This is a genomic window from Erwinia persicina NBRC 102418 (assembly GCF_001571305.1).
GTDB classification, from domain to species: domain Bacteria; phylum Pseudomonadota; class Gammaproteobacteria; order Enterobacterales; family Enterobacteriaceae; genus Erwinia; species Erwinia persicina.
The window spans coordinates 46,950-68,413 of sequence record NZ_BCTN01000002.1; the positions used below are offsets into that span (position 1 = coordinate 46,950).

The window sequence follows — 21,464 nt, forward strand, 5'->3', positions numbered from 1 at the left end:
TCCTCATACCCGGGGGCCGGGGCTTAATCAAAAAGCGCATCAATATCGCTGAGCATTTCGCTGGCGGTAATAGGGTGCAGGCACGAGAAAGGATGTTTCTGGGGGTGCTGTTCCCCCCAACCATACTGGTGCGCATCCCCCTCCCACAGCCAGATACTGGCCAGCGTCTGTTCTTTATTAAACTCATCCGGCGCCATGCCGACCCCCAGGCCTTCGCCCATTTCCAGCACCAGCGTCATATCGCCCAGCGGTTTCAGCATCCAGCAGATCCAGCCGGCATCCTGTGGAACGCCGCGCAGCCAGCCTTTCGCCGTCAGACCGGCCAGGCGGCCGCTCGGGCAAAGACGACCCTGCCAGCGCTGCAGGTCAACAGATTCTGCCTCCTCTGCGGTCAGCAGATAGCGGTTGCGATCTAACTGACGAAACGGCGGTAGCAGCTCATAATCGGCAAATAACTGGCCAAAAGCCGCCGCTTCAGCCGGCGGGATCTCCAGAACGTGCGGGATACCTGTGTGCGTCGCATTCTGTGGCAGGACATAGAGATCATCATCGGCGGTGCTGTAGCTGTTGTCCTCCGCCACGCGGAAGCAGCTGATAAGCTGATTATCCGCATCATAAGCGGCCCACACCAGGCGGCGGGTGAGGTGGCCTGTCAGCGGATGCCCGACCAGGAACTCCCTGAACTGCTGTTCCGTCCAGCGACGGCGCTGGCACATGGCGGTTTCCAGACGGGCAATCTGCTGACTGGCGACGGTGCGTGCGTCTTTTTTAAGCAGCTTGAAACGATTTACCGCATCAGCTGACAGCCCGGCATCATCACTTTTATTCGGCTTAGGCAGGTCCTTCAGGCGGCTGCCGCTGCTGTCGCGAACATAAGGCTTAAGGGTTTCATCGAAACTGACGGTGAACTGGCGTGGACCAAAATCAAGCAGCAGTGAACCGTTATCGTCCAGCCCCAGATCGGGCGCCAGGCGGTCTTCCAGCTCTGCGACAGTGAGCTCTCGCTTTTCGGCGATTTGGGTGATTTTTTCCCGGGCCCGCTCCTGAAGCGCTTTAAATTTCAGCTTCTGCGCGATGCCGTTAAGCTGCATCAGCGCGATATCGGTACCAATATCGGCCAGGATTTCCAGGCCGGCAACGGCCCGCTTATGCTGCGATTCACCCGGCCAGCTGCGGATTAACGGGGTCAACCGCCGCGCAATATCATCATTGCCAAACAGCCCCAACGTGCTGAAGGCCCATCCCTCTTTCGGCGGTGCCGAGGCGGCCATCCAGGCGTTATACAGATCCCAGGCGAAATCAGCCAGTGAGGCCGGGGAACAGGCCTCTTTTACCTGTTCCAGCCCCGGGTAACGACCATTTTCTGTCGGGAAGCGCAGCATGGTGCCCAGATGAGTCAGCGCCTCTTCAGGCAGCGCCTTGCCGTTGTGCAACTGCGGACGTGCCCACAGTACCGGCTGCCAGAAGGCTGGCAGGGCCGGACGCTTCGCCGGGAAATCGTTCAGCGGGTCGAGTTCTACCAGTGCACTGACTGCCGTCAGCACCTCCGGCTGCTGATAGCGTCCGGCGACCTCTTCAATCAGCGCCTGGTGGCCGTTGTCCAACAGCAGGCGCAATGCCAGACGTGCATTATCCTGCGCTTCACCTGCTTTGCCGAACGCGACCGGCAGCAGTCCCGCCACGGCATGTTCAGGGTATTTAAGCAGCCAGCGGCGGGCCTCTTCGCGCAGGGTTTTCAGTTTAGAGAAGGCGCGGGCGACAGGGACAGCCAGCTCGGTACTGCCGACGCAGATGGCCACGGTCAGGGCTTCCTGCGGCTGGCGTCCTATGCTGTTGATAAAACCGGGCAGCCCATCCAGACCAAAGTGGGCCATGACCAGGGCGATGCCGGTGTGATGTTCGCTGCTGAGAACGTTCCACAGGCCAAGCGCTTTTTCACGCGGTAGTGCGGGAAGAATATAAAGGTTCCAGTCGCTGGCATAATGCGAGTGGTTGGCTGCCCAGTCGGCGAGCAGCTGAGGGTAATCGTCCTCCTCATAAGCTTTCACCGCGGTGGCAGGCAGCGACTGATTCCAGCTGGTGAACCCGAGGCGGGCCAGAACCTGATCGGACGGCAAACCGGCGATCTGCAGCTTACTGTGATTAGACCAGCTTGACAGGATATCTTCCGGTACGCCGTCGAAGACCGGCTCGACCGGCTGTACTGCCAGTGCCAGAAGCGGAATGCTGTTGGCCTGCTTTTTATTCAACCACGGGGGCGACACCAGGATAGCAGGCAGCATATCTGCGCTGGCGCAGTCGGTTTTGACATTCAGGCGCTGCTGGCTGTGAGCCACCAGTGCGGTCTCTTGTTCAGAAAGCCACGGCGCGACGTCAATCGCCAGCTGCGGCTGATTATGCAGCAGGGCATGCAGTTGGGTGCGCCAGAGCGCCTCTTCTTTACCGTTCAGCAGGCGAACCAGTGCGGTGAAAGCGGCATGGGGAAAACGCTGGCTGGCTTTAGCCGCACGTTCGTAGCTGCGCTTACCCTGGCCTGCGGCACGGATTAACATCTCCAGCGCCAGCGGATGATTGACGTGCATCAGCACTTCACCGCAGCGATCGCCGTGGGCATAGGGGGCAAAGCGCGGCAGGGCACGCACGCCCTGTTCCAGCAGAACCGTGGTGGTCAGTAGCTCGCCGTAATACCAGCTGTCGAAGACGTCCAGGCTTTTAAAATCGTGCAGCGCACGGAGCGTGCTCTCATCGGTAGCGGTGATCTTCAACAGTTCCAGTGCACCGATATCCGCATCGGGCCCGGTCTGGCGGAGGATCTCATCGGCCAGCTCAGGTTTTTCCGGCAGCAGGAGTGCTATCAGTGGCCGGCGCCAGGCAGGGGTATGGGGCAGGGCAGCAATAAGACGTTCAGCACATGCCTGCCAGATTTCCTCTTTGGCAGCTGAAAGGTGCCAGCGCAGACGCATTTCGTGCTCGGCAACGTTCTGCTGATAACCTGCAGGGGCATTATCGGCGGGATAAAACGAAATGTGACGGGTGCGGTAATCACGATCAAGACCGATCTGCAGGCTGGCGATAATCATCTCGGTCGCATAGATCAGGCCATAATGAGCAACGATGGCATCAATAAGCAGCGTGGCTTCTTTGCCCGCGTAGGTCTGGTTAATTTTTATCAGTGCTGCACCCGCCATCGGGGAGTTCTGCGGGATGGCTTTGCCCTCTGCCAGGCACTGCTGCGCCAGGGCAATTGCCTGCTGCCAGTCGCTTTCACAGCGGCTGCCCTCCAGCGGCACAGGACCGTTCTTACGGACCTCCTGACTTAATATTTTCATCCGCCGCAGTTGCTCTGCCGGCTCCTCCACTTTACCCGGCGAAGGAAGTGGCCGGTGACGATGGCTCAGGGCCAGTACCGATAATTTGACCGGGAGATCAATCTTCTCATCCTCTGTCAGCCAAAGGGGCGCGGCATCGCCAGCGACAGCGGTGGCCTGCGGGGGAGCCGGATGCGCAGCGGCCGGTGTCGAAACGGGGGCGGAGAGGGCGGTTTTTTCCTCGCGGGAAGACGGCTTAACGATGGTGTCCGAACTGGCGCTGGATCCCGTGCTGACCCGGGTCTCTCCCTCCGCTGCCTGGTAACCTTTACGCGTCTTTTCTTTTATTAACTTTTCACACGCGTTTCTGGCCTGTTCTTCATCGTCAAAGCTTTTAATCTGGCTTTGTCCCTGAGTTCCCACGCGTCCCCAGTTGAGATGGAGTTCCTGCTGTTGCTGTACAACGGTCCAGAATTTATGGGATTTTTCATCCTGATAGATCAAGGTGGTCATGAGGATTCCATTTACGTTAATGCGGTGTCCGCCATCAGGGCGAACACCGTCAAAAAGAGAAGCGATTCTCCGGGCACCCGCTGCTTTTTTAGCCGCTGCGGTAACAGACCGTCGGGTCAATGTAATCAACGGCAGTGGGGGGTTCAAGTGGAAAAATTCAGATGTTATCAACCAATTGTTGCTTATCTGGCTATGCTGAATCACAGATTCTGATTTTTCCTCCTTTATAGTATTGCCGTCAGGTTAACTAAGCGTTACGTAAAATCGCTAATGCGCGTGATGCAAACTGAACAAATTTTTTTGTTTTCGCTGCCATTCCTGGCGGAAATGTGGGCATGGTGCTAATTAAGTTGCGTAACAGATTTTATCAGGTAGAGTGTGGGCGTTTCGGGTTCCGGGCGTAAAACAGACTTTACGCTATGTTAGAGATTCGCTTAACAGGTGGTAAAAGGTACCGTTTATCAATTGGTTGCAACGAGCACTATTATGACTGAATTGATGAAAAGTTAGCCGGGTTGGATCTTTTTAATCCCGATAACCTTAACGTTAGTGCACGATGTGATAAGCATAAACGGCACAAATTACTCTCGGATGTTTTAATCAGGTAAAGGTAACTATGGGAAAAGCTCTCGTAATAGTTGAGTCCCCGGCAAAAGCCAAAACGATCAATAAATATCTCGGTAATGACTACGTGGTTAAATCCAGTGTGGGCCATATCCGCGATTTGCCGACCAGTGGATCAACAGTTAAAAAGAGCGCTGACTCTACAACCAGTAAAACAACCAAAAAGGTCAAAAAAGACGAAAAGACGGCCCTGGTCAACCGTATGGGCGTCGATCCTTATCATGGCTGGGATGCTAATTACCAGATCCTGCCAGGTAAGGAAAAAGTTGTCGCTGAGCTGAAGGCACTGGCTGAGAAAGCTGACCACATCTATCTCGCAACGGACCTTGACCGCGAAGGGGAAGCCATTGCCTGGCACCTGCGGGAAGTGATCGGTGGCGATGAGTCGCGGTACAGTCGCGTCGTGTTTAACGAAATCACCAAAAATGCGATTCGACAGGCGTTTGAAAAGCCGGGCGAACTGAATATAGACCGTGTTAATGCCCAGCAGGCGCGCCGATTTATGGACCGTGTTGTGGGCTACATGGTATCGCCGCTGCTGTGGAAAAAAGTGGCGCGTGGGCTGTCCGCTGGCCGCGTCCAGTCGGTCGCGGTGCGGCTGGTGGTGGAGCGTGAGCGCGAAATCAAAGCGTTTGTTCCGGAAGAGTACTGGGATCTGAACGCTGAGCTGACCACGCCGAAAGGGGTTGATCTGCCGATGCAGGTCACCCACCAGGGAGATAAGCCTTTCCGTCCGGTGAACCGTGAGCAGACTCACGCCGCCGTCAGCCTGCTGGAAAAAGCACGCTATGTGGTGGCCGATCGTGAAGATAAGCCGACCAGCAGTAAGCCAGGCGCTCCGTTCATTACGTCCACGCTTCAGCAGGCAGCCAGCACCCGCCTGGGCTTTGGCGTGAAGAAAACCATGATGATGGCCCAGCGTCTGTATGAGGCCGGCCATATTACTTATATGCGTACCGACTCAACCAACCTGAGCCAGGATGCCGTCAGCATGGTTCGCGGCTACATCGAAGATGAATTCGGCGCGAAATATCTGCCGAAAGCCGCCAATGTCTACAGCAGCAAAGAGAACTCTCAGGAAGCGCATGAAGCCATCCGTCCCTCAGATGTCAAAGTGCAGTCCGAGCAGCTGAAAGATATGGAAAACGACGCGCAGAAGCTGTATCAGTTGATCTGGCGTCAGTTCGTCGCCTGTCAGATGATGCCCGCGCAGTACGACTCCACCACGCTGACCGTTGAAGCCGCAGACTTCAAACTCAAGGCAAAAGGGCGCACGCTGCGCTTTGATGGCTGGACACGAGTGATGGCTGCACTGCGTAAGGGTGATGAAGATCGCGTGTTGCCAGACGTTGCGGTTGGCAGTGAACTCAGCCTGCAGCAGTTGGTGCCGAGCCAGCACTTCACCAAGCCCCCGGCTCGCTTCAGCGAAGCCTCGCTGGTGCGTGAGCTGGAAAAACGCGGTATCGGTCGTCCTTCAACCTACGCTTCGATTATTTCGACCATTCAGGATCGCGGATATGTGAAGGTTGAAAGCCGCCGCTTCTATGCAGAAAAAATGGGCGAGATTGTCACAGACCGTCTGGAAGAAAGCTTCCGCGATCTGATGAATTATGACTTTACTGCCCACATGGAAGACAATCTCGACAAGGTCGCGAAAAACGAAGCGCAGTGGAAAGCGGTGCTGGATCAGTTCTTTGCCGAGTTCAGCGACCAGCTGGCGCAGGCAGAAAAGGATCCGGAAGAAGGCGGTATGCAGCCTAATCAGATGATCCTGACCTCGATCGACTGCCCGACCTGTAGCCGTCAGATGGGTATTCGCACGGCGAGCACCGGCGTGTTCCTGGGCTGCTCTGGCTATGCGCTACCGCCGAAAGAGCGCTGCAAGCAGACGATTAACCTGATCCCCGAGAATGAAGTGCTGAATATTCTCGAAGGGGACGATGCGGAAACCAATGCGCTGCGTGCCCGTCGCCGCTGCCAGAAATGCGGCACGGCGATGGACAGCTACTTAATCGACCCTCAGCGCAAGCTGCACGTCTGCGGTAATAATCCGGAGTGTGATGGCTACGAGATCGAACAGGGCGAGTTCCGTATCAAGGGGTATGACGGTCCGATCGTAGAGTGCGAGAAATGTGGTTCTGAAATGCACCTGAAAATGGGGCGCTTTGGTAAGTACATGTCCTGTACCAATGACGAGTGCAAAAATACGCGTAAAATTCTGCGCAGCGGCGAAGTGGCACCACCGAAAGAAGATCCGGTCCCACTGCCTGAACTGCCGTGTGAGAAGTCAGATGCGTATTTTGTCCTGCGTGACGGGGCTGCCGGTGTGTTCCTGGCCGCTAATACCTTCCCTAAATCGCGTGAAACCCGCGCGCCGCAGGTAGAGGAGTTGCAGCGCTTCCGCGATCGCTTACCGGAGAAACTGCGCTATCTGGCCGATGCCCCGGCGACCGATCCGGACGGCAATAAAGCCGTGGTGCGGTTCAGCCGCAAAACGAAACAGCAGTACGTCAGCACAGAAAAAGACGGAAAAGCCACTGGCTGGTCTGCCTTCTTCGTTGACGGCAAATGGGAAGTCACCGCGAAGAAGTAACGTCGCGCTTCCCGTCAGTGAGCGGGCCGCCCCGTGCGGCTCGCTCCTGCTTATCTTCTCTGCGGCTTTGCTCTGCCGCCACTATACATCTCCCTCATTTTTGATATAGTTGTTATAGATAATCCCTTTCTTATTATTTATTCGTATTATAACCTTCGGACCTGAAGCTGCCGCTGCATGAGCCCTGTCGCTTTGCTGCATCGACAGCGATTACGGTTACAGATCGATTACCTGAGTCCGGCTCTCATTTGCTACCGGGTTGTCGGCGCATTGTTTCAAACCCTGGATGGAATGAAAAATGAAATTGCAGCAGCTGCGTTACATCGTTGAAGTGGTGAATCACAATCTCAACGTCTCTTCAACGGCCGAAGGACTCTACACCTCGCAGCCCGGGATCAGTAAGCAAGTCCGTATGCTGGAAGACGAGCTGGGCATTCAGATTTTCGCCCGTAGCGGCAAACATTTAACCCAGGTCACGCCAGCAGGGCAGGAAATCATCCGCATCGCACGCGAAGTCCTGTCAAAAGTGGACGCCATTAAATCGGTCGCCGGTGAACATACCTGGCCTGATAAAGGGTCGCTTTATGTTGCAACCACGCACACCCAGGCCCGCTATGCGCTGCCGAATGTGATTAAAGGGTTTATAGAACGTTACCCGCGTGTTTCCCTCCATATGCATCAGGGCTCTCCGACGCAGATTGCTGAAGCAGTCTCGAAAGGTAATGCGGACTTTGCCATTGCCACTGAAGCACTGCATCTCTACGACGACCTGATCATGCTGCCGTGTTATCACTGGAATCGCGCCATCGTTGTCACGCCTGATCATCCTCTGGCAGCGAAAAGCAAAGTGTCGATTGAGGAGCTGGCGGAGTATCCGTTAGTGACCTATACCTTCGGTTTTACGGGCCGTTCAGAACTGGACACTGCCTTCAATCGTGCCGGCCTGACTCCCCGTATTGTCTTTACCGCTACAGATGCTGATGTGATTAAAACCTATGTCAGACTGGGCCTGGGTGTGGGGGTGATTGCCAGCATGGCTGTAGATCCGGTCTCTGATCCCGACCTGGTCCGGATTGAAGCCACTGACGTTTTCAGCTTCAGCACAACGAAAATCGGCTTCCGCCGGAGCACCTTCCTGCGCAGCTATATGTATGATTTTATCCAGCGTTTCGCGCCACACCTGACAAGGGATGTGGTGGATACCGCCGTCGGGCTACGTTCTAACGAAGATATCGAAGCGATGTTCAAAGACATCAAACTTCCGGCAAAATAAACTCAGCTGTGATGATGAGTGACATTGAGAGCCGCAGCGCGGCTCTTTTTTTATCTTCTGATGCGCCTCGCTCCTCCATTCTTTAACGTCCTTTCATTATTTTTTCGTAAATGAAACATGTATCACATGTTTATTGATTGTTATTTCTTAAATGAGAAACAGTACACAATTTTCAATCCACCTCTTTGCGCTACCTTAAGATGATTCTCATACTCTAGTTATAAGTTGTCAGTATCGCCCGCAACCAAAGGCTTTTACTGGAAAACTCTAGTTTAGAATGGAACTACTGCAGAAAGCGCTGGGTTGAGTTTGTGTTAAGTCTTATTTATTCCGGCGAAGTTGAGTTAGTACTTTTAATTAATCTTATTCATGGTTGATTAAACCTCTTTATCGTTTTGTACAATAAAAATTACTGGATTTTGCAACAGAGAATGTTTAGGATTCATCCTAATTTCTGATTGGTTCAAACAATCGTTTTAATGAGAGTGATTATCAAAAACTATGGCGACGAGATTATCTGTACAACCCGGCTTCGGGGATAAAACCATCAAGGTTGAGCGTAACAGCAATCTGAGACGCAAAGCCTGGCTGACGGTTTTCGCTGTTTCATCACTGTTTTGGGTGGTCGTGGGCTTATCCGTTTGGCGTATGTGGGGGTAACTAATGTACCTGAGACAGCCAGAGCAGAAACCGCAACAGTTACGCAAAACCAATGAGCGTCTCTGTAAGGGTAAGAATGATCCTCAGCAGGCCATCCCGGCATCCTGGGAAATGAACGACCTGCAGCGTCATTTTATTGAGTCAATGTTCGAAGATACGAAAGCCAAATAATTCAGTCAGTAATTACTCAGTTTTTTTCTGAGACTTATAAATAAAATAGCTCTTATTATCATTCAGGCTGCTTCACTGGTCAGGGCACTTTAACGCCCATTTTTGATGCTAAGCCATCACTTAACGGTAAAACTCGCGGTGTAAATGACGTGAGTTTAATGACGTACGTTACGGTCACAGATGGCCGGAAGGAGTATGACGATGAACTTAACTCAAATTACCTGGTTCAGCACGTGGACATTTTCTGCTCTGTTCTGGACCAGCGCGCTATGGCTTGCAATGATGGTGCGTTAATACCCATTATTAATAAACTTCTCGCGTAGTAACAATAACGCTCTGCCGATGACTGTCGCAGGGCGTTTTTGTTTTTTAATTTTCAGTTTGTTTCAGTACTTGTCAATTAGTGTTGTTATCAAAACGTTGCGTCTTGATTGTGCTATGTTTATACAGACCTTGTTATTAATAAGGTTTTACCCGGCATCTGCATTTGTGGGTTCGCTGCCTCTGCGATGGTTTGGGTTGAATGTATAAAAGAACACGCAATGGAGGAGCAATGTCAACGACCCTACGCCAACTCACTCATGACACCCTGTCTGTCCACGACCAGCAGTATCACTATTACAGCCTGTCAAAAGCCGCTGCTGAACTGGGTGATATCTCACGCCTGCCAAAATCCATGAAGGTGCTGCTGGAAAATCTGCTGCGCTGGCAGGATAACGAATCGGTTACGGCAGAAGATATCCATGCCCTGGCCGGCTGGCTGAAAGATGCCCATGCCGAGCGCGAGATAGCCTATCGGCCCGCGCGCGTGCTGATGCAGGACTTTACCGGTGTACCGGCGGTGGTGGATCTGGCGGCGATGCGTGAAGCGGTAAACCGTCTTGGTGGCGATGTGGCCAAAGTGAACCCCCTTTCTCCCGTTGACCTGGTGATTGACCACTCGGTCACAGTTGACCACTTCGGCGATGACGATGCATTTGAAGAAAACGTCCGCCTGGAGATGGAGCGTAACCACGAACGTTACGTGTTTCTGCGCTGGGGGCAAAAAGCTTTTAACCGTTTCAGCGTGGTGCCCCCCGGAACCGGCATTTGTCATCAGGTCAATCTGGAATATCTGGGTAAGGCCGTCTGGCACGAGCAGCAAGATGGACAGGAAGTGGCTTACCCCGACACGCTGGTCGGCACGGATTCACACACGACCATGATCAATGCGCTGGGCGTGTTGGGGTGGGGAGTGGGGGGCATCGAGGCCGAAGCCGCGATGCTGGGCCAGCCGGTTTCGATGCTGATCCCGGATGTCGTCGGTTTTAAGCTGACCGGAAAGCTCCAGCCTGGGATTACCGCCACTGACCTGGTGCTGACGGTCACGCAAATGCTACGTAAACATGGTGTGGTGGGTAAATTCGTCGAGTTCTACGGTGACGGTCTTGACGATCTCCCGCTAGCTGACCGCGCCACCATTGCCAATATGGCACCGGAATATGGTGCTACCTGTGGTTTCTTCCCTGTTGATGCCGTAACGCTGAGCTACATGAAGCTCACCGGGCGCAGTACGGAACAGGTGGCACTGGTGGAGGCGTACAGTAAAGCGCAAGGGCTGTGGCGTGAAACGGGCGATGAACCGGTGTTTACCAGTACGCTGGCGCTGGATATGGGGCAGGTTGAGTCCAGCCTTGCCGGACCGAAACGGCCGCAGGATCGCGTGGCACTCGGTGATGTGCCCGCTGCATTCCGTGCCAGCAATGAACTGGAAGTCAATCAGGCCCAAAAAGCGCATAAGGCGGTGCAGTACCAGGACAGTAAAACCCGTCAGCAGCATCAGCTGGAGGACGGCGCGGTGGTAATTGCCGCGATCACTTCCTGTACGAACACCTCCAATCCCAGCGTGCTGATGGCAGCCGGTTTGTTGGCGAAAAAAGCTGTCTCTCTGGGGTTACACCGTAAACCCTGGGTGAAAGCCTCACTCGCTCCCGGTTCAAAAGTTGTTTCTGATTATCTTGCTGCGGCCCGTCTGACACCCTACCTCGACAAGCTGGGCTTCAACCTGGTGGGTTACGGTTGCACCACCTGTATCGGTAACTCCGGCCCGCTTCCTGATGAAGTTGAAAATGCCATTAAAGAAGGTGATCTGACGGTGGGTGCCGTCCTGTCTGGTAACCGTAATTTCGAAGGGCGTATCCACCCCTTTGTTAAAACTAACTGGCTGGCATCGCCGCCGCTGGTTGTGGCGTATGCCCTGGCGGGCAATATGACGTTAAACCTGCAGACTGACCCGCTTGGCGAAGATATGGCCGGTAATCCTGTCTATCTCAAAGACATCTGGCCTTCTCCGGAGGAGATTGCTGAAGCTGTCCAGATGGTTTCCACCGATATGTTCCATAAAGAATATGCCGAAGTGTTTGAAGGCACGCCGGAATGGCAGCAAATCGAAGTCAGTGAAGCGGCGACTTATGACTGGGATGAAGGCTCAACCTATATTCGCCTGTCACCTTTCTTTGATGATATGGAAAAGGAACCTAAGCCCGTTAAGGATATTCAGGGTGCACGAATCCTGGCGATGCTCGGTGATTCTGTGACCACTGACCATATCTCTCCGGCAGGAAGCATTAAAGCTGACAGTCCGGCGGGACGTTACCTGCTCGCGCACGGTGTTGAGCGTGCAGACTTTAACTCCTATGGATCACGTCGTGGTAACCATGAAGTGATGATGCGCGGTACCTTTGCCAATATCCGTATCCGTAACGAAATGGTCCCGGGTGTGGAAGGAGGGATGACACGCTTTATTCCCGGAAATGAAAAGATGGCGATCTATGATGCCGCTATGCGCTATCAGCAGGCGGGTATTCCGCTGGCCGTGATTGCCGGTAAAGAGTATGGCTCTGGTTCCAGCCGCGACTGGGCGGCAAAAGGCCCACGTTTGCAGGGGGTGAGGGTGGTGATTGCCGAGTCGTTTGAACGTATTCACCGTTCTAACCTGATCGGTATGGGCATCTTACCGCTGGAATTCCCAACGGGGGTGACGCGTAAAACACTGGGGCTGACCGGCGATGAACTGATTGATGTGCAGGATCTTCAGCAATTGACGCCCGGCGGTGTGGTCAAAGTGACGCTGACGCGGACGGACGGAAGCAAGAATGTGCTGGATACGCGCTGTCGTATCGATACCGGCAACGAACTGACCTATTATCAGAATGACGGCATTCTGCATTACGTGATCCGTAACATGCTGCAGTAAACGCTTTTACCGCCCTCAGAGCACAAAAAACCGGCCATCAGGCCGGTTTTTTTTATCACCTAAGGGGACCGCATGAGGGATTACTTTGACAGCAGGTGACCCATCTTCGCCGCTTTGGTATCCAGATAATGCGCGTTGTTAGGGTTTCTTCCCACAATAAGTGGAACGCGCTCGGTGATATTAATCCCGGCTTCCGTCAGAATCTCTACCTTTCTTGGATTATTGGTCAGCAGCCGGACTTCATGCACGCCCAACAGTTTGAACATATCCGCACAAATCGTAAAATCGCGCTCGTCGGCAGCAAAGCCCAACTGATTGTTCGCCTCTACCGTGTCGTAGCCTTTATCCTGCAGGGCATAGGCCCGGATTTTGTTCAGCAGACCGATATTGCGTCCTTCCTGACGATGGTAAAGCAGGATCCCACGCCCCTGTTCCGCGATCTGCGTCAGCGCGGCTTCCAGCTGAAAACCGCAGTCGCAGCGCAGGCTGAAGAGAGCATCGCCTGTCAGACACTCGGAATGGACGCGTGACAGCACTGGCTTACTATCGGAAATATCGCCGTAAACCAGGGCAACATGGTCATGCCCGGTTGCCAGTTCTTCAAAACCTACCATAAGGAAATCTCCCCATGGCGTGGGCAGATTCGCTTCTGCTACCCGTTTAAGCTGCATGTGACTCTCCAGAAACTTCAGGTGTTGCGCTATGATCTGATAGCGCAGTGTCAGTGACCTGACGCCAACAATTGAGCCTATTTTGCCACAACACGGCGTGCGCAGGTTAACACGTTAGAGCGATTGATTTAATAGCGCACAATTATCGCTATCACAATCCTTATGTTATTATTTTTAAAGCCAATCTTATAACAAGGTTGTGATATCAACGGCGCTAAGGAAAAACACATGGCAGATATCCTTAAACGTACCACCCTTGGCATGCTGTTACTCCTGATTATGCCTGTTGGGGTGATGCTGTCAGGCTGGCAGTGGCAGCCTGGAGAGATGGGGTGGGGCCATAAAGTCCTCTTCTGGTTTACCGAAACGGTCACCAGCCCGTGGGGAATACTGACCAGTGCCATTCTTTGCGGCTGGTTTCTCTGGTGCCTCCGCTTTCGCTGGAAACCGGCGGTCTTCCTGCTGGGGATAATTATTGGCGCCTTGCTGACCGGACAGTACACCAAAAGCCTGATTAAAGAAGAGGTGCAGGAGCCGCGTCCCTATGTGCTCTGGCTGGAAAAAACCTACGGTATTAATGGGCAGGTATTCTATGAGCAGAAACGTAAACAGCGCAGTATCACTGTGCGTGATGCCGTCGCGGACAATCCGCAACTGCCTGGCTGGTTAAAAAAGCACTGGGCATTTGAAACAGGCTTTGCTTTCCCTTCGGGCCATACGATGTTTGCCGCCAGCTGGGCGCTGCTGGGTGTCGGCCTGCTGTGGCCGCGTCGCCGCTACGTTACCCTTATCCTGCTGATGGGGTGGGCTACTGCAGTAATGGGCAGTCGCCTGATGCTGGGTATGCACTGGCCGCGTGATTTAATTGTGGCCACGCTGATTAGCTGGTTATTCATTACCCTGGCGACCTGGCTGGCCCAGCGTTTCTGCGGTCCGTTAACCGTACCGCCGCAGGAACAGCAGGAGATCGCGGAACGGGAAAATGACGCCTGATGATTGTAAAGACGCCTTTCTGCCCCCACTTAGTTCAGTCAGCTTGTTATGCGCAGTTGGAGTGACATGAGGGACGCAGGAGGGCAATCTGGGGGCATCCTCATATCTGTGCAAGCATAAGCGCGTTTTTTTTGGCATAATTCATCTGGTTAACACCAGGTTATGGGATGAACTGTGAAATATTTGCTGATTTTTTTAGTGGTTCTGGCGATTTTCGTCATTTCTGTCACGCTGGGCGCGCACAACGATCAGGTGGTGACGTTCAACTATCTGCTGGCGCAGGGTGAGTTCCGTGTTTCAACGTTGTTGGCTTCACTTTTTGCTGCCGGCTTCCTGTTAGGCTGGGCAATCTGTGGGCTGTTCTGGCTGCGTGTTCGTGTTTCACTGGCGCATGCTCAACGCAAAATTAAACGTCTTCAGCAGCAACTGGGGCAGACAGAAGAAACTGTGACAACGTCACAGGTTACTGTCGTCAAGGAATAATCACCTATGTTAGAACTGCTGTTTCTGTTACTCCCCGTCGCCGCCGCCTATGGCTGGTATATGGGGCGCAGAAGTGCGCAACAGGATAAGCAACAGGAGGCCAGCCGCCTGTCACGTGACTACGTGACCGGGGTGAACTTCCTGCTTTCTAATCAGCAGGATAAAGCCGTCGATCTTTTCCTCGATATGTTGAAAGAGGATAGCGGCACGGTCGAAGCGCATCTTACGCTGGGTAACCTGTTCCGCTCTCGCGGTGAGGTCGATCGCGCAATACGCATTCACCAGGCTCTGATGGAAAGTTCTTCTCTTACCTATGACCAGCGGCTGTTGGCTATCCAGCAATTGGGACGTGACTACATGGCGGCCGGATTTTACGATCGTGCTGAACAGATGTTTGGCCAACTGGTGGATGAAACTGATTTTCGCATCAGCGCCCTGCAGCAGTTGCTGGTGATCCACCAGGCGACCAGTGACTGGCCAAATGCGATTGAAGTCGCCGAACGGCTGGTTAAACAGGGTAAAGATCGCCTGAAAATGGAAATTGCTCACTTTTACTGTGAGCTGGCGCTTCAGGCCATCAGCAGCGACGATCTTGACCGCGCGATGAGTCTTCTGAAAAAAGGAGAGTCCGCCGACCGAAGCAGTGCCCGGGTTTCGATTATGATGGGCCGTATTCATATGGCTAAGAATGAATATCAGAAAGCGGTAGGGCATTTACAGCGGGTCATTGAGCAGGATAAAGAACTGGTCAGCGAAACCCTTGAGATGCTGGAAGGATGCTACGAACACCTGGGGCAACCTCAGGCCTGGGCGGAGTATCTTAAACGTTGTGTCGAAGAAAATACCGGTGCAGCGGCCGAGCTTTATCTGGCGGGTATTCTCGATCGTGAAGAGGGCCCGGAAGTCGCGCAAACCTACATTACACGTCAGCTTCAGCGGCATCCTACTATGCGTGTTTTCCATCGTCTGATGGATTTCAACTTGCAGGAGGCGGAAGAGGGCCGGGCTAAGGACAGTCTGATGGTGCTGCGTGATATGGTCGGTGAACAAATCCGCACCAAACCGCGCTACCGCTGCCATAAATGTGGGTTTACGGCCCATGCTCTTTACTGGCACTGCCCGTCATGCCGTGCCTGGTCATCCGTTAAACCGATCAGAGGCCTCGACGGCCAGTAAACAGAACCCGCCTGTGGTGGGGGAATTACCCACTTTAGTTACAACATACTAATGAGGTTTTTTAATAAAGGTGCCAGTAACATCAGCGTTGTCTTCGGTCATACAGGAAGAGAGTTGATTCGCTGTGCATTTTCCTGTGTCACAGGTAGAATGCATCCCGTTTATCGTTTGCGCCACGCGGTGCTCCACTTTAAGAGGGGATTCCCATGCTATTACCTCAGATAACCGGCTCACCGATTGTGGTGGCGTTAGATTATGCCGACCGCAATAACGCCCTGGCGTTTATTGACCAGATTGAACCCGGCAGCTGCCGCCTCAAGATTGGCAAAGAAATGTTTACGCGCTTCGGGCCTCAGTGGGTGCGCGATGTGCAACAGCGTGGCTTTGAGGTTTTCCTTGATTTGAAATTCCATGATATTCCCAATACTACGGCCCATGCCGTGGCGGCAGCGGCAGACCTCGGTGTATGGATGGTCAATGTCCACGCCAGCGGCGGGGCACGAATGATGACGGCAGCACGAGAAGCCCTGGTCCCTTTTGGCAAGGATGCGCCACTGCTGATTGCGGTCACGGTGCTGACCAGCATGGACGCTGATGACTTACGCGGTCTTGGTATTGAACTCTCCCCGGCAGAGCAGGCCGGGCGCCTGGCGCGCCTGACCCAACAGTGCGGGCTTGATGGCGTGGTGTGTTCTGCTCAGGAAGCCCGGCATTTCAAACAGGCTATCGGGCAGACGTTCCGGCTGGTCACACCCGGCATTCGCCCGGCAGGCAGCGATGCGGGCGATCAACGGCGGATTATGACACCCCGGCAGGCGCAGCAGGCAGGGGTTGATTATATGGTGATCGGTCGTCCGATTACACAATCCGCCGATCCGGCCAGTACACTGCGTAGCATCCTGAACGATTTACAGGAGGCATAATGGCCGATGACAACAGCCGGCTGGTTTACTCAACGGAAACCGGACGAATTGACGAACCTAAAGCAGTAGTGCAGCGGGCGAAGGGCGATGGCATAGTGCGTATACAGCGCCAGACCAGCGGCCGAAAGGGTAAAGGTGTCTGCCTGATTAGCGGTATTGATCTTGATGATGCGGAATTAACGAAACTGACGGCTGAACTTAAAAAGAAATGTGGCTGCGGCGGAGCACTGAAAGAGGGAGTCATCGAAATTCAGGGCGATAAACGCGACCTGTTAAAAACACTACTGGAAGCTAAAGGGTTTAAAGTAAAACTGGCCGGGGGGTAAGTTTTACCGCTTAACAGGGCCGAACAGCGTTCGGCCCGCGATACGCTGCTTTATTATTTGTCGATTTGATGTCCGATGATCCCACCTACTGCGGCGCCACCCAGGGTACCCAGTCCACTTCCGTTTGTCAGAACAGAACCACCAATAGCGCCAGCACCTGCGCCGATTGCTGTATTACGATCGCGTTTAGACCAGTTTGAGCATGCGCTCAGGGAAAGAACTAATGTAGCGGCCAGCAAGCCGGCGGTAATGCGTTTTGCAGTGATTGACATATTTACTACTCCTTAATTGCAGCACCAGAGATACTCATCAAGTATAGAAGAGGCTCTGCGTTATCGAGCCTGCACCGGCTTGTTTTCTGGTGATTTATGTCACCGAACGCATAAAATTCGCGTAAATAATTGTCTGTGTGTGAATCCGCCGGCTCAGGACTCCCTCACCTTAACCGGATAGTAAGACTTCTAACTATCACTGGGGTAAAGGCAATAACTTATTTTGAAATATTGCTGGACGTCTTTACAGGTAAAAAATCTTAATTTCCCCGGCTATTTTTTTCGAACCGCCTCGCAAAATTTTTTGTCCAGCCGGATCCTGCCGCTGATACAGCCATTGCCTCCATACCCGTCTTCATCTGTGGCGCAGACAATAAATGCCCGGCCACAGTGGAGAAAACGACATGCTGGAACATCTTAAGCAGCAGGTGCTGGACGCTAACCTTGCGCTACCGCGCTATGGACTGGTGACTTTTACCTGGGGCAACGTAAGCGCCATTGACCGTGAGCAGGGCGTTATTGTCATCAAACCCTCCGGCGTCAGCTATGACGACATGAAGCGGGACGATATGGTCGTCGTAGACCTGTCCACGGGGCAGGTGATTGAAGGCGATAAACGGCCCTCATCTGACACCGATACGCATCGTGCGCTCTATCTCGCCTGGCCTCATATAGGGGGGATTGTCCATACACATTCGCGTCATGCCACCATCTGGGCGCAGGCAGGAAAAGATCTGCCCGCATGGGGCACCACCCATGCCGATGATTTCTACGGGGCCATTCCCTGTACCCGACAGATGCGCGACGACGAAATCCGCGATCGCTATGAATGGCAAACCGGGCAGGTGATCATTGAAACGCTGCAACAGCGCAGTATCGATCCCTTAGCGATCCCCGCTGTGCTGGTTAACTCACACGGGCCTTTTGCCTGGGGTCGCAGCGCCGAAGACGCCGTCCACAGCGCGGTGGTGCTGGAAGAGGTGGCCTATATGGGCATTTTCAGTCAACAACTGACCCCGCAGCTGCCGGCAGTACAGCAGGTCTTGCTGGATAAACACTATCTGCGCAAGCACGGTAAAAATGCCTATTACGGACAGAAATAACCGATATACCCGCGGCTGACCGCTATCCACGTGGTTGCCTGCATGACACATCACTTAGCGGCATACCGTCAGCGTGGCGGGCTGCCGCCGTTTGCGTCCTTCGCCCGTTTTTCCTCCCTCCTGCCCGCAGGCGCTGTCGCGCATATTTCCGACGGCTTTATCTGTTATTTTTCTTAAAAATCAAACACCCATTTAGCACGGACAGACTCTGGATTAGGCTGGGGCTGCGTATAACGCATAACTAAACAGAGGATATTTTTATGACTGTTGTAAATCAGACTACCTGCAGGCTGTTTAACGAAGCGGGACAAATGACCCAGCTGTCCGCTTATTACGAGGAAGAGCGCCGCACGATGTGGATGATGCTGCGGGCGCAGCCACGTCCGAGTTTTAACCATCAACTGATCGAAGAGATCATGAACCTCAGCTATGCCGCCCAGCGCTCAGGATTGCAGATCGACTTCTGGGTAACGGGCTCACTGGTTCCCACCATGTTTAACGCGGGGGGAGATCTGCGCTTTTTTGTGGAGTCTATCAAGAACGGACGGCGGGAGGCGCTGAGGGCTTACGCCCGCGCGTGCGTTGACTGTATCCATGCCGCTGCACGCGGGTTCGATACGGGAGCCGTCAGTATTGCGATGGTGGAAGGAAGCGCACTGGGTGGTGGCTTCGAGGCGGCGCTGGCGCACCATTTTATCCTCGCACAAAACACCGCCCGCATGGGATTTCCGGAGATCGCATTTAACCTGTTTCCGGGAATGGGTGGATACTCGCTGGTCGCGCGTCGTTCCGGGATGAAGCTGGCGGAGGAGCTGATCTGTGAGGGTGAATCGCATACGGCAGAGTGGTTCGAAACCCGGGGCCTGGTCGATCGGCTATTCCAGCCGGGAGACGGTTACCGCTGTACGCGCACCTTTATCGATACGTTAAGACCGAAACTTAATGGGGTAAGGGCGATGCTGAAAGCGCGTCAGCGCGTACTGCAACTCTCCCGGGCTGAGCTGATGGATATCACGGAGGACTGGGTCGATTTCGCCTTTACCATGGAGCCAAAGGATATTGCCTATATGGAGCGTTTAGTCCAACTGCAAAACCGTCACAGCGCGCAGACGTTACTGAAAGCGGGCTGATTCCCCTCCCTCACGGACGATTAGTGGCATGATGCCGTAGAAGCCAGTGCTCGAGTTCGTCAGCGGGCATTGGCTTCGCATACAAAAAGCCCTGACGGGTGTGCACACCGCTTGCTCTGACAAACTCAGCCTCTTCTTCAGTTTCAATCCCCTCCGCAATCACTTCTAAGTTAAGCGCTCTGGCAACGGCAACGATGGCCCTGACCAGGGATTGCGAAACTTCGCGATGATCGACGCCACGGATAAAGCTCTGATCCAGTTTAATGGCATTTATCGGTACGCGGGCCAGCTGTGACAGCGAGGAATATCCGGTGCCGAAATCGTCAAGATGAACGGCCGCACCCAGTTGTTGAAACTGATTCATCAGCATCAGTGCCTGTTGCTCATTCTCAATCAGGCAGCTTTCCGTCAGCTCGATATCAATGGGGCAGTGGGTCAGACCGGCCTGATCAAGCGCCAGTTTCAGGTCGGTATAAATATTCTGATCGACCAGCTGACGGGGCGAAACATTGACCGCGACGCGCAGAAATATTCCCTGTTTCCGCCAGAGCAGGATTTGTTCCAGCACGGCCAGCATCACCCAGCGTCCCAGCGGAATAATCAAACCGGACTCTTCGGCATAGGAGATGAAACTGTCCGGGGGGATCAGGCCACGCTCAGGCGACATCCAGCGCACCAGTGCTTCAACGCTGGTCACCGCGCCATCCGCATTCAGTTTCGGCTGATAGTGCAGCACCAGTTGATGCTGTTCCAGTGCTTTACGCAGGTTAGTGTCGAGCCACAGATATTCAAAGACGCGTTGATTCATCTCGGCAGAAAAAATACAGAATTTGCCGCGCCCGTTTTCTTTCGCCGTGTACATTGCCGTATCGGCATTACGGATCAGGCTCTCACGATCTTCGCCATGCTGCGGGGCGAGGGCAATCCCGATAGAGCAGCCAGAATAGACTTCGATCAGGCCTATGCGAAAAGGCTGTTTAAGCCGCTCAAGAATACGCGAAGACATCGCTTCTAATGCAGCCTGGCTGGTGTCTTCGGCAAGCACAATAAATTCATCGCCGCCCAGACGCGCCAGTGTCTGAGTTTTATCCAGACAGCTGAGGATCGCCAGGGAAACAGCCTGAAGGAGCTGGTCGCCAAACATATGCCCGTAGGCATCGTTCACTTTTTTAAAATTATCAAGATCCAGATAGACCACACCCATCTGCTGGGTGGTGCGTTTTTCCAGCGTTTCTGTAATTTGGTGATTAATGGCATTACGGTTGGGCAGACCCGTGATGGTATCCGTATTTGCCAGTACCCGCAGACGCTCCTGTGCACGACGTTCTTCAGTGATATCCATTCCGGAACAGATGAGATAAATTTCGTTTTTACCACTGCCGCTGTGAACAAATTTATTGCGGAACAGGAAGAGGCGCTGACCTTTTTTCGTCTTGATCCAGCGTTCAACTTCATACGAGCTGCCTTCACGGAAAAATGTGCTGATATTGCGTCGCGAGGCGGCCGCCTCCTGACGGGACATAAACAGCTGGAAGACATTGCGACCAATCACGTCCTGTTCTTTAAGGCCGGTATACTCTTCACACAACCGATTAAAACGCTGAATATTTCCCTGATGATCAACAATAACAATTACCGAATTCGCTTCCGAAACCACCTGCTCTGCAAACGACAGACCCAACACCAGGTCACGGGCTACGGAAGAGGTATCCCCCCAGGCTGAGGCGGTACCGGCCCAGGTAGACTGTGACACTTTTCGGCCGACCAGGTGCATGGAGAGCTCAGTGCCATAAAGCGTAATGGTGAGATTCACACTGGAGGTGATGACCGTCATATTGCGCAGCATACTGGCCTGGGAGGCCGTCAGGTTAACGGCAATATTGGTGATGCCACCTTCATCTTCAGCAAAAAGCAGTGCATCGCTGTCGGAAGATAAACGCCAATGAGGGCTGCTGGTGCCAAAATACGCATACAGAAGCGTTTGCCCTTGTTCATCGGTCATTTTGTTTC

The 21,464-nt window shown here is 53.6% G+C and carries 16 protein-coding genes; 12 read left to right on the forward strand and 4 right to left on the reverse strand.

Translation table 11 applies throughout. The features are described 5' to 3' along the window. Positions 1-23: 23 nt before the first annotated feature. Positions 24-3,821 (reverse strand): DUF4132 domain-containing protein, encoded by a 3,798-nt coding sequence (locus EPE01S_RS03185; RefSeq protein ID WP_062743151.1) that lies wholly within the window; start codon positions 3,819-3,821, stop codon positions 24-26. A 616-nt stretch (positions 3,822-4,437) separates the two neighbouring features. On the opposite strand from EPE01S_RS03185, the gene topA reads away from it, so the two are divergent. The 5 genes from topA (at position 4,438) to acnA (ending at position 12,377) form a co-directional block, all read left to right on the forward strand. After that, entirely contained in the window at positions 4,438-7,038 is a 2,601-nt protein-coding gene (topA, locus tag EPE01S_RS03190; RefSeq protein WP_062743152.1) for a type I DNA topoisomerase, read from the forward strand. Between the two features lie 298 nt (positions 7,039-7,336). Further along, on the forward strand, positions 7,337-8,311 hold the full coding sequence (gene cysB, locus EPE01S_RS03195; protein WP_062743153.1) for an HTH-type transcriptional regulator CysB: 975 nt from the start codon (positions 7,337-7,339) through the stop codon (positions 8,309-8,311). A gap of 501 nt (positions 8,312-8,812) precedes the next feature. Continuing rightward, positions 8,813-8,971 (forward strand): YmiA family putative membrane protein, encoded by a 159-nt coding sequence (locus EPE01S_RS22730; RefSeq protein WP_072277393.1) that lies wholly within the window; start codon positions 8,813-8,815, stop codon positions 8,969-8,971. A 3-nt stretch (positions 8,972-8,974) separates the two neighbouring features. Continuing rightward, the gene (locus tag EPE01S_RS23345; RefSeq protein WP_118664070.1) at positions 8,975-9,142 is read left to right on the forward strand and encodes a YciX family protein; all 168 of its coding nucleotides are present in this window, start codon (positions 8,975-8,977) and stop codon (positions 9,140-9,142) included. A gap of 553 nt (positions 9,143-9,695) precedes the next feature. Then, a complete protein-coding gene (gene acnA / locus EPE01S_RS03200) occupies positions 9,696-12,377 on the forward strand; it encodes an aconitate hydratase AcnA (RefSeq protein ID WP_062743154.1) in 2,682 nt (893 codons plus the stop codon). An 80-nt stretch (positions 12,378-12,457) separates the two neighbouring features. Here the strand turns inward: acnA and ribA are convergent, their stop codons facing one another. After that, positions 12,458-13,048 (reverse strand): GTP cyclohydrolase II, encoded by a 591-nt coding sequence (ribA, locus tag EPE01S_RS03205; RefSeq protein ID WP_062743155.1) that lies wholly within the window; start codon positions 13,046-13,048, stop codon positions 12,458-12,460. Between the two features lie 228 nt (positions 13,049-13,276). Between ribA and pgpB the strand changes: the two genes are divergently transcribed. The 5 genes from pgpB (at position 13,277) to yciH (ending at position 16,949) form a co-directional block, all read left to right on the forward strand. Beyond that, the gene (gene pgpB / locus EPE01S_RS03210; RefSeq protein WP_062743156.1) at positions 13,277-14,041 is read left to right on the forward strand and encodes a phosphatidylglycerophosphatase B; all 765 of its coding nucleotides are present in this window, start codon (positions 13,277-13,279) and stop codon (positions 14,039-14,041) included. 174 nt (positions 14,042-14,215) lie between these two features. Then, a complete protein-coding gene (locus tag EPE01S_RS03215; RefSeq protein ID WP_062743157.1) occupies positions 14,216-14,524 on the forward strand; it encodes a LapA family protein in 309 nt (102 codons plus the stop codon). A 6-nt stretch (positions 14,525-14,530) separates the two neighbouring features. Further along, a complete protein-coding gene (lapB, locus tag EPE01S_RS03220) occupies positions 14,531-15,700 on the forward strand; it encodes a lipopolysaccharide assembly protein LapB (protein ID WP_062743158.1) in 1,170 nt (389 codons plus the stop codon). A 206-nt stretch (positions 15,701-15,906) separates the two neighbouring features. Next, entirely contained in the window at positions 15,907-16,623 is a 717-nt protein-coding gene (pyrF, locus tag EPE01S_RS03225) for an orotidine-5'-phosphate decarboxylase (protein ID WP_062743159.1), read from the forward strand. Further along, positions 16,623-16,949, forward strand: a complete 327-nt coding sequence (yciH, locus tag EPE01S_RS03230; protein WP_062743160.1) for a stress response translation initiation inhibitor YciH — start codon at positions 16,623-16,625, stop codon at positions 16,947-16,949. Before pyrF ends, yciH begins: the two co-directional genes overlap by 1 nt. Before the next feature lie 53 nt (positions 16,950-17,002). Here yciH and osmB read toward each other — a convergent pair whose 3' ends face one another. Next, a complete protein-coding gene (osmB, locus tag EPE01S_RS03235) occupies positions 17,003-17,221 on the reverse strand; it encodes an osmotically-inducible lipoprotein OsmB (protein WP_062743161.1) in 219 nt (72 codons plus the stop codon). A gap of 404 nt (positions 17,222-17,625) precedes the next feature. On the opposite strand from osmB, the gene araD reads away from it, so the two are divergent. Together araD and EPE01S_RS03245 are read left to right on the forward strand one after the other, a co-directional pair. Further along, entirely contained in the window at positions 17,626-18,324 is a 699-nt protein-coding gene (gene araD, locus EPE01S_RS03240) for an L-ribulose-5-phosphate 4-epimerase (protein ID WP_062743162.1), read from the forward strand. A 260-nt stretch (positions 18,325-18,584) separates the two neighbouring features. After that, positions 18,585-19,454: a crotonase/enoyl-CoA hydratase family protein gene (locus tag EPE01S_RS03245; RefSeq protein ID WP_062743163.1), complete on the forward strand. Its 870-nt coding sequence runs from the start codon at positions 18,585-18,587 to the stop codon at positions 19,452-19,454. 10 nt (positions 19,455-19,464) lie between these two features. On the opposite strand, the gene pdeR is transcribed toward EPE01S_RS03245, so the two are convergent. Continuing rightward, on the reverse strand, positions 19,465-21,456 hold the full coding sequence (gene pdeR / locus EPE01S_RS03250; protein WP_062743164.1) for a cyclic di-GMP phosphodiesterase: 1,992 nt from the start codon (positions 21,454-21,456) through the stop codon (positions 19,465-19,467). Between the last annotated feature and the right edge of the window lie 8 nt (positions 21,457-21,464).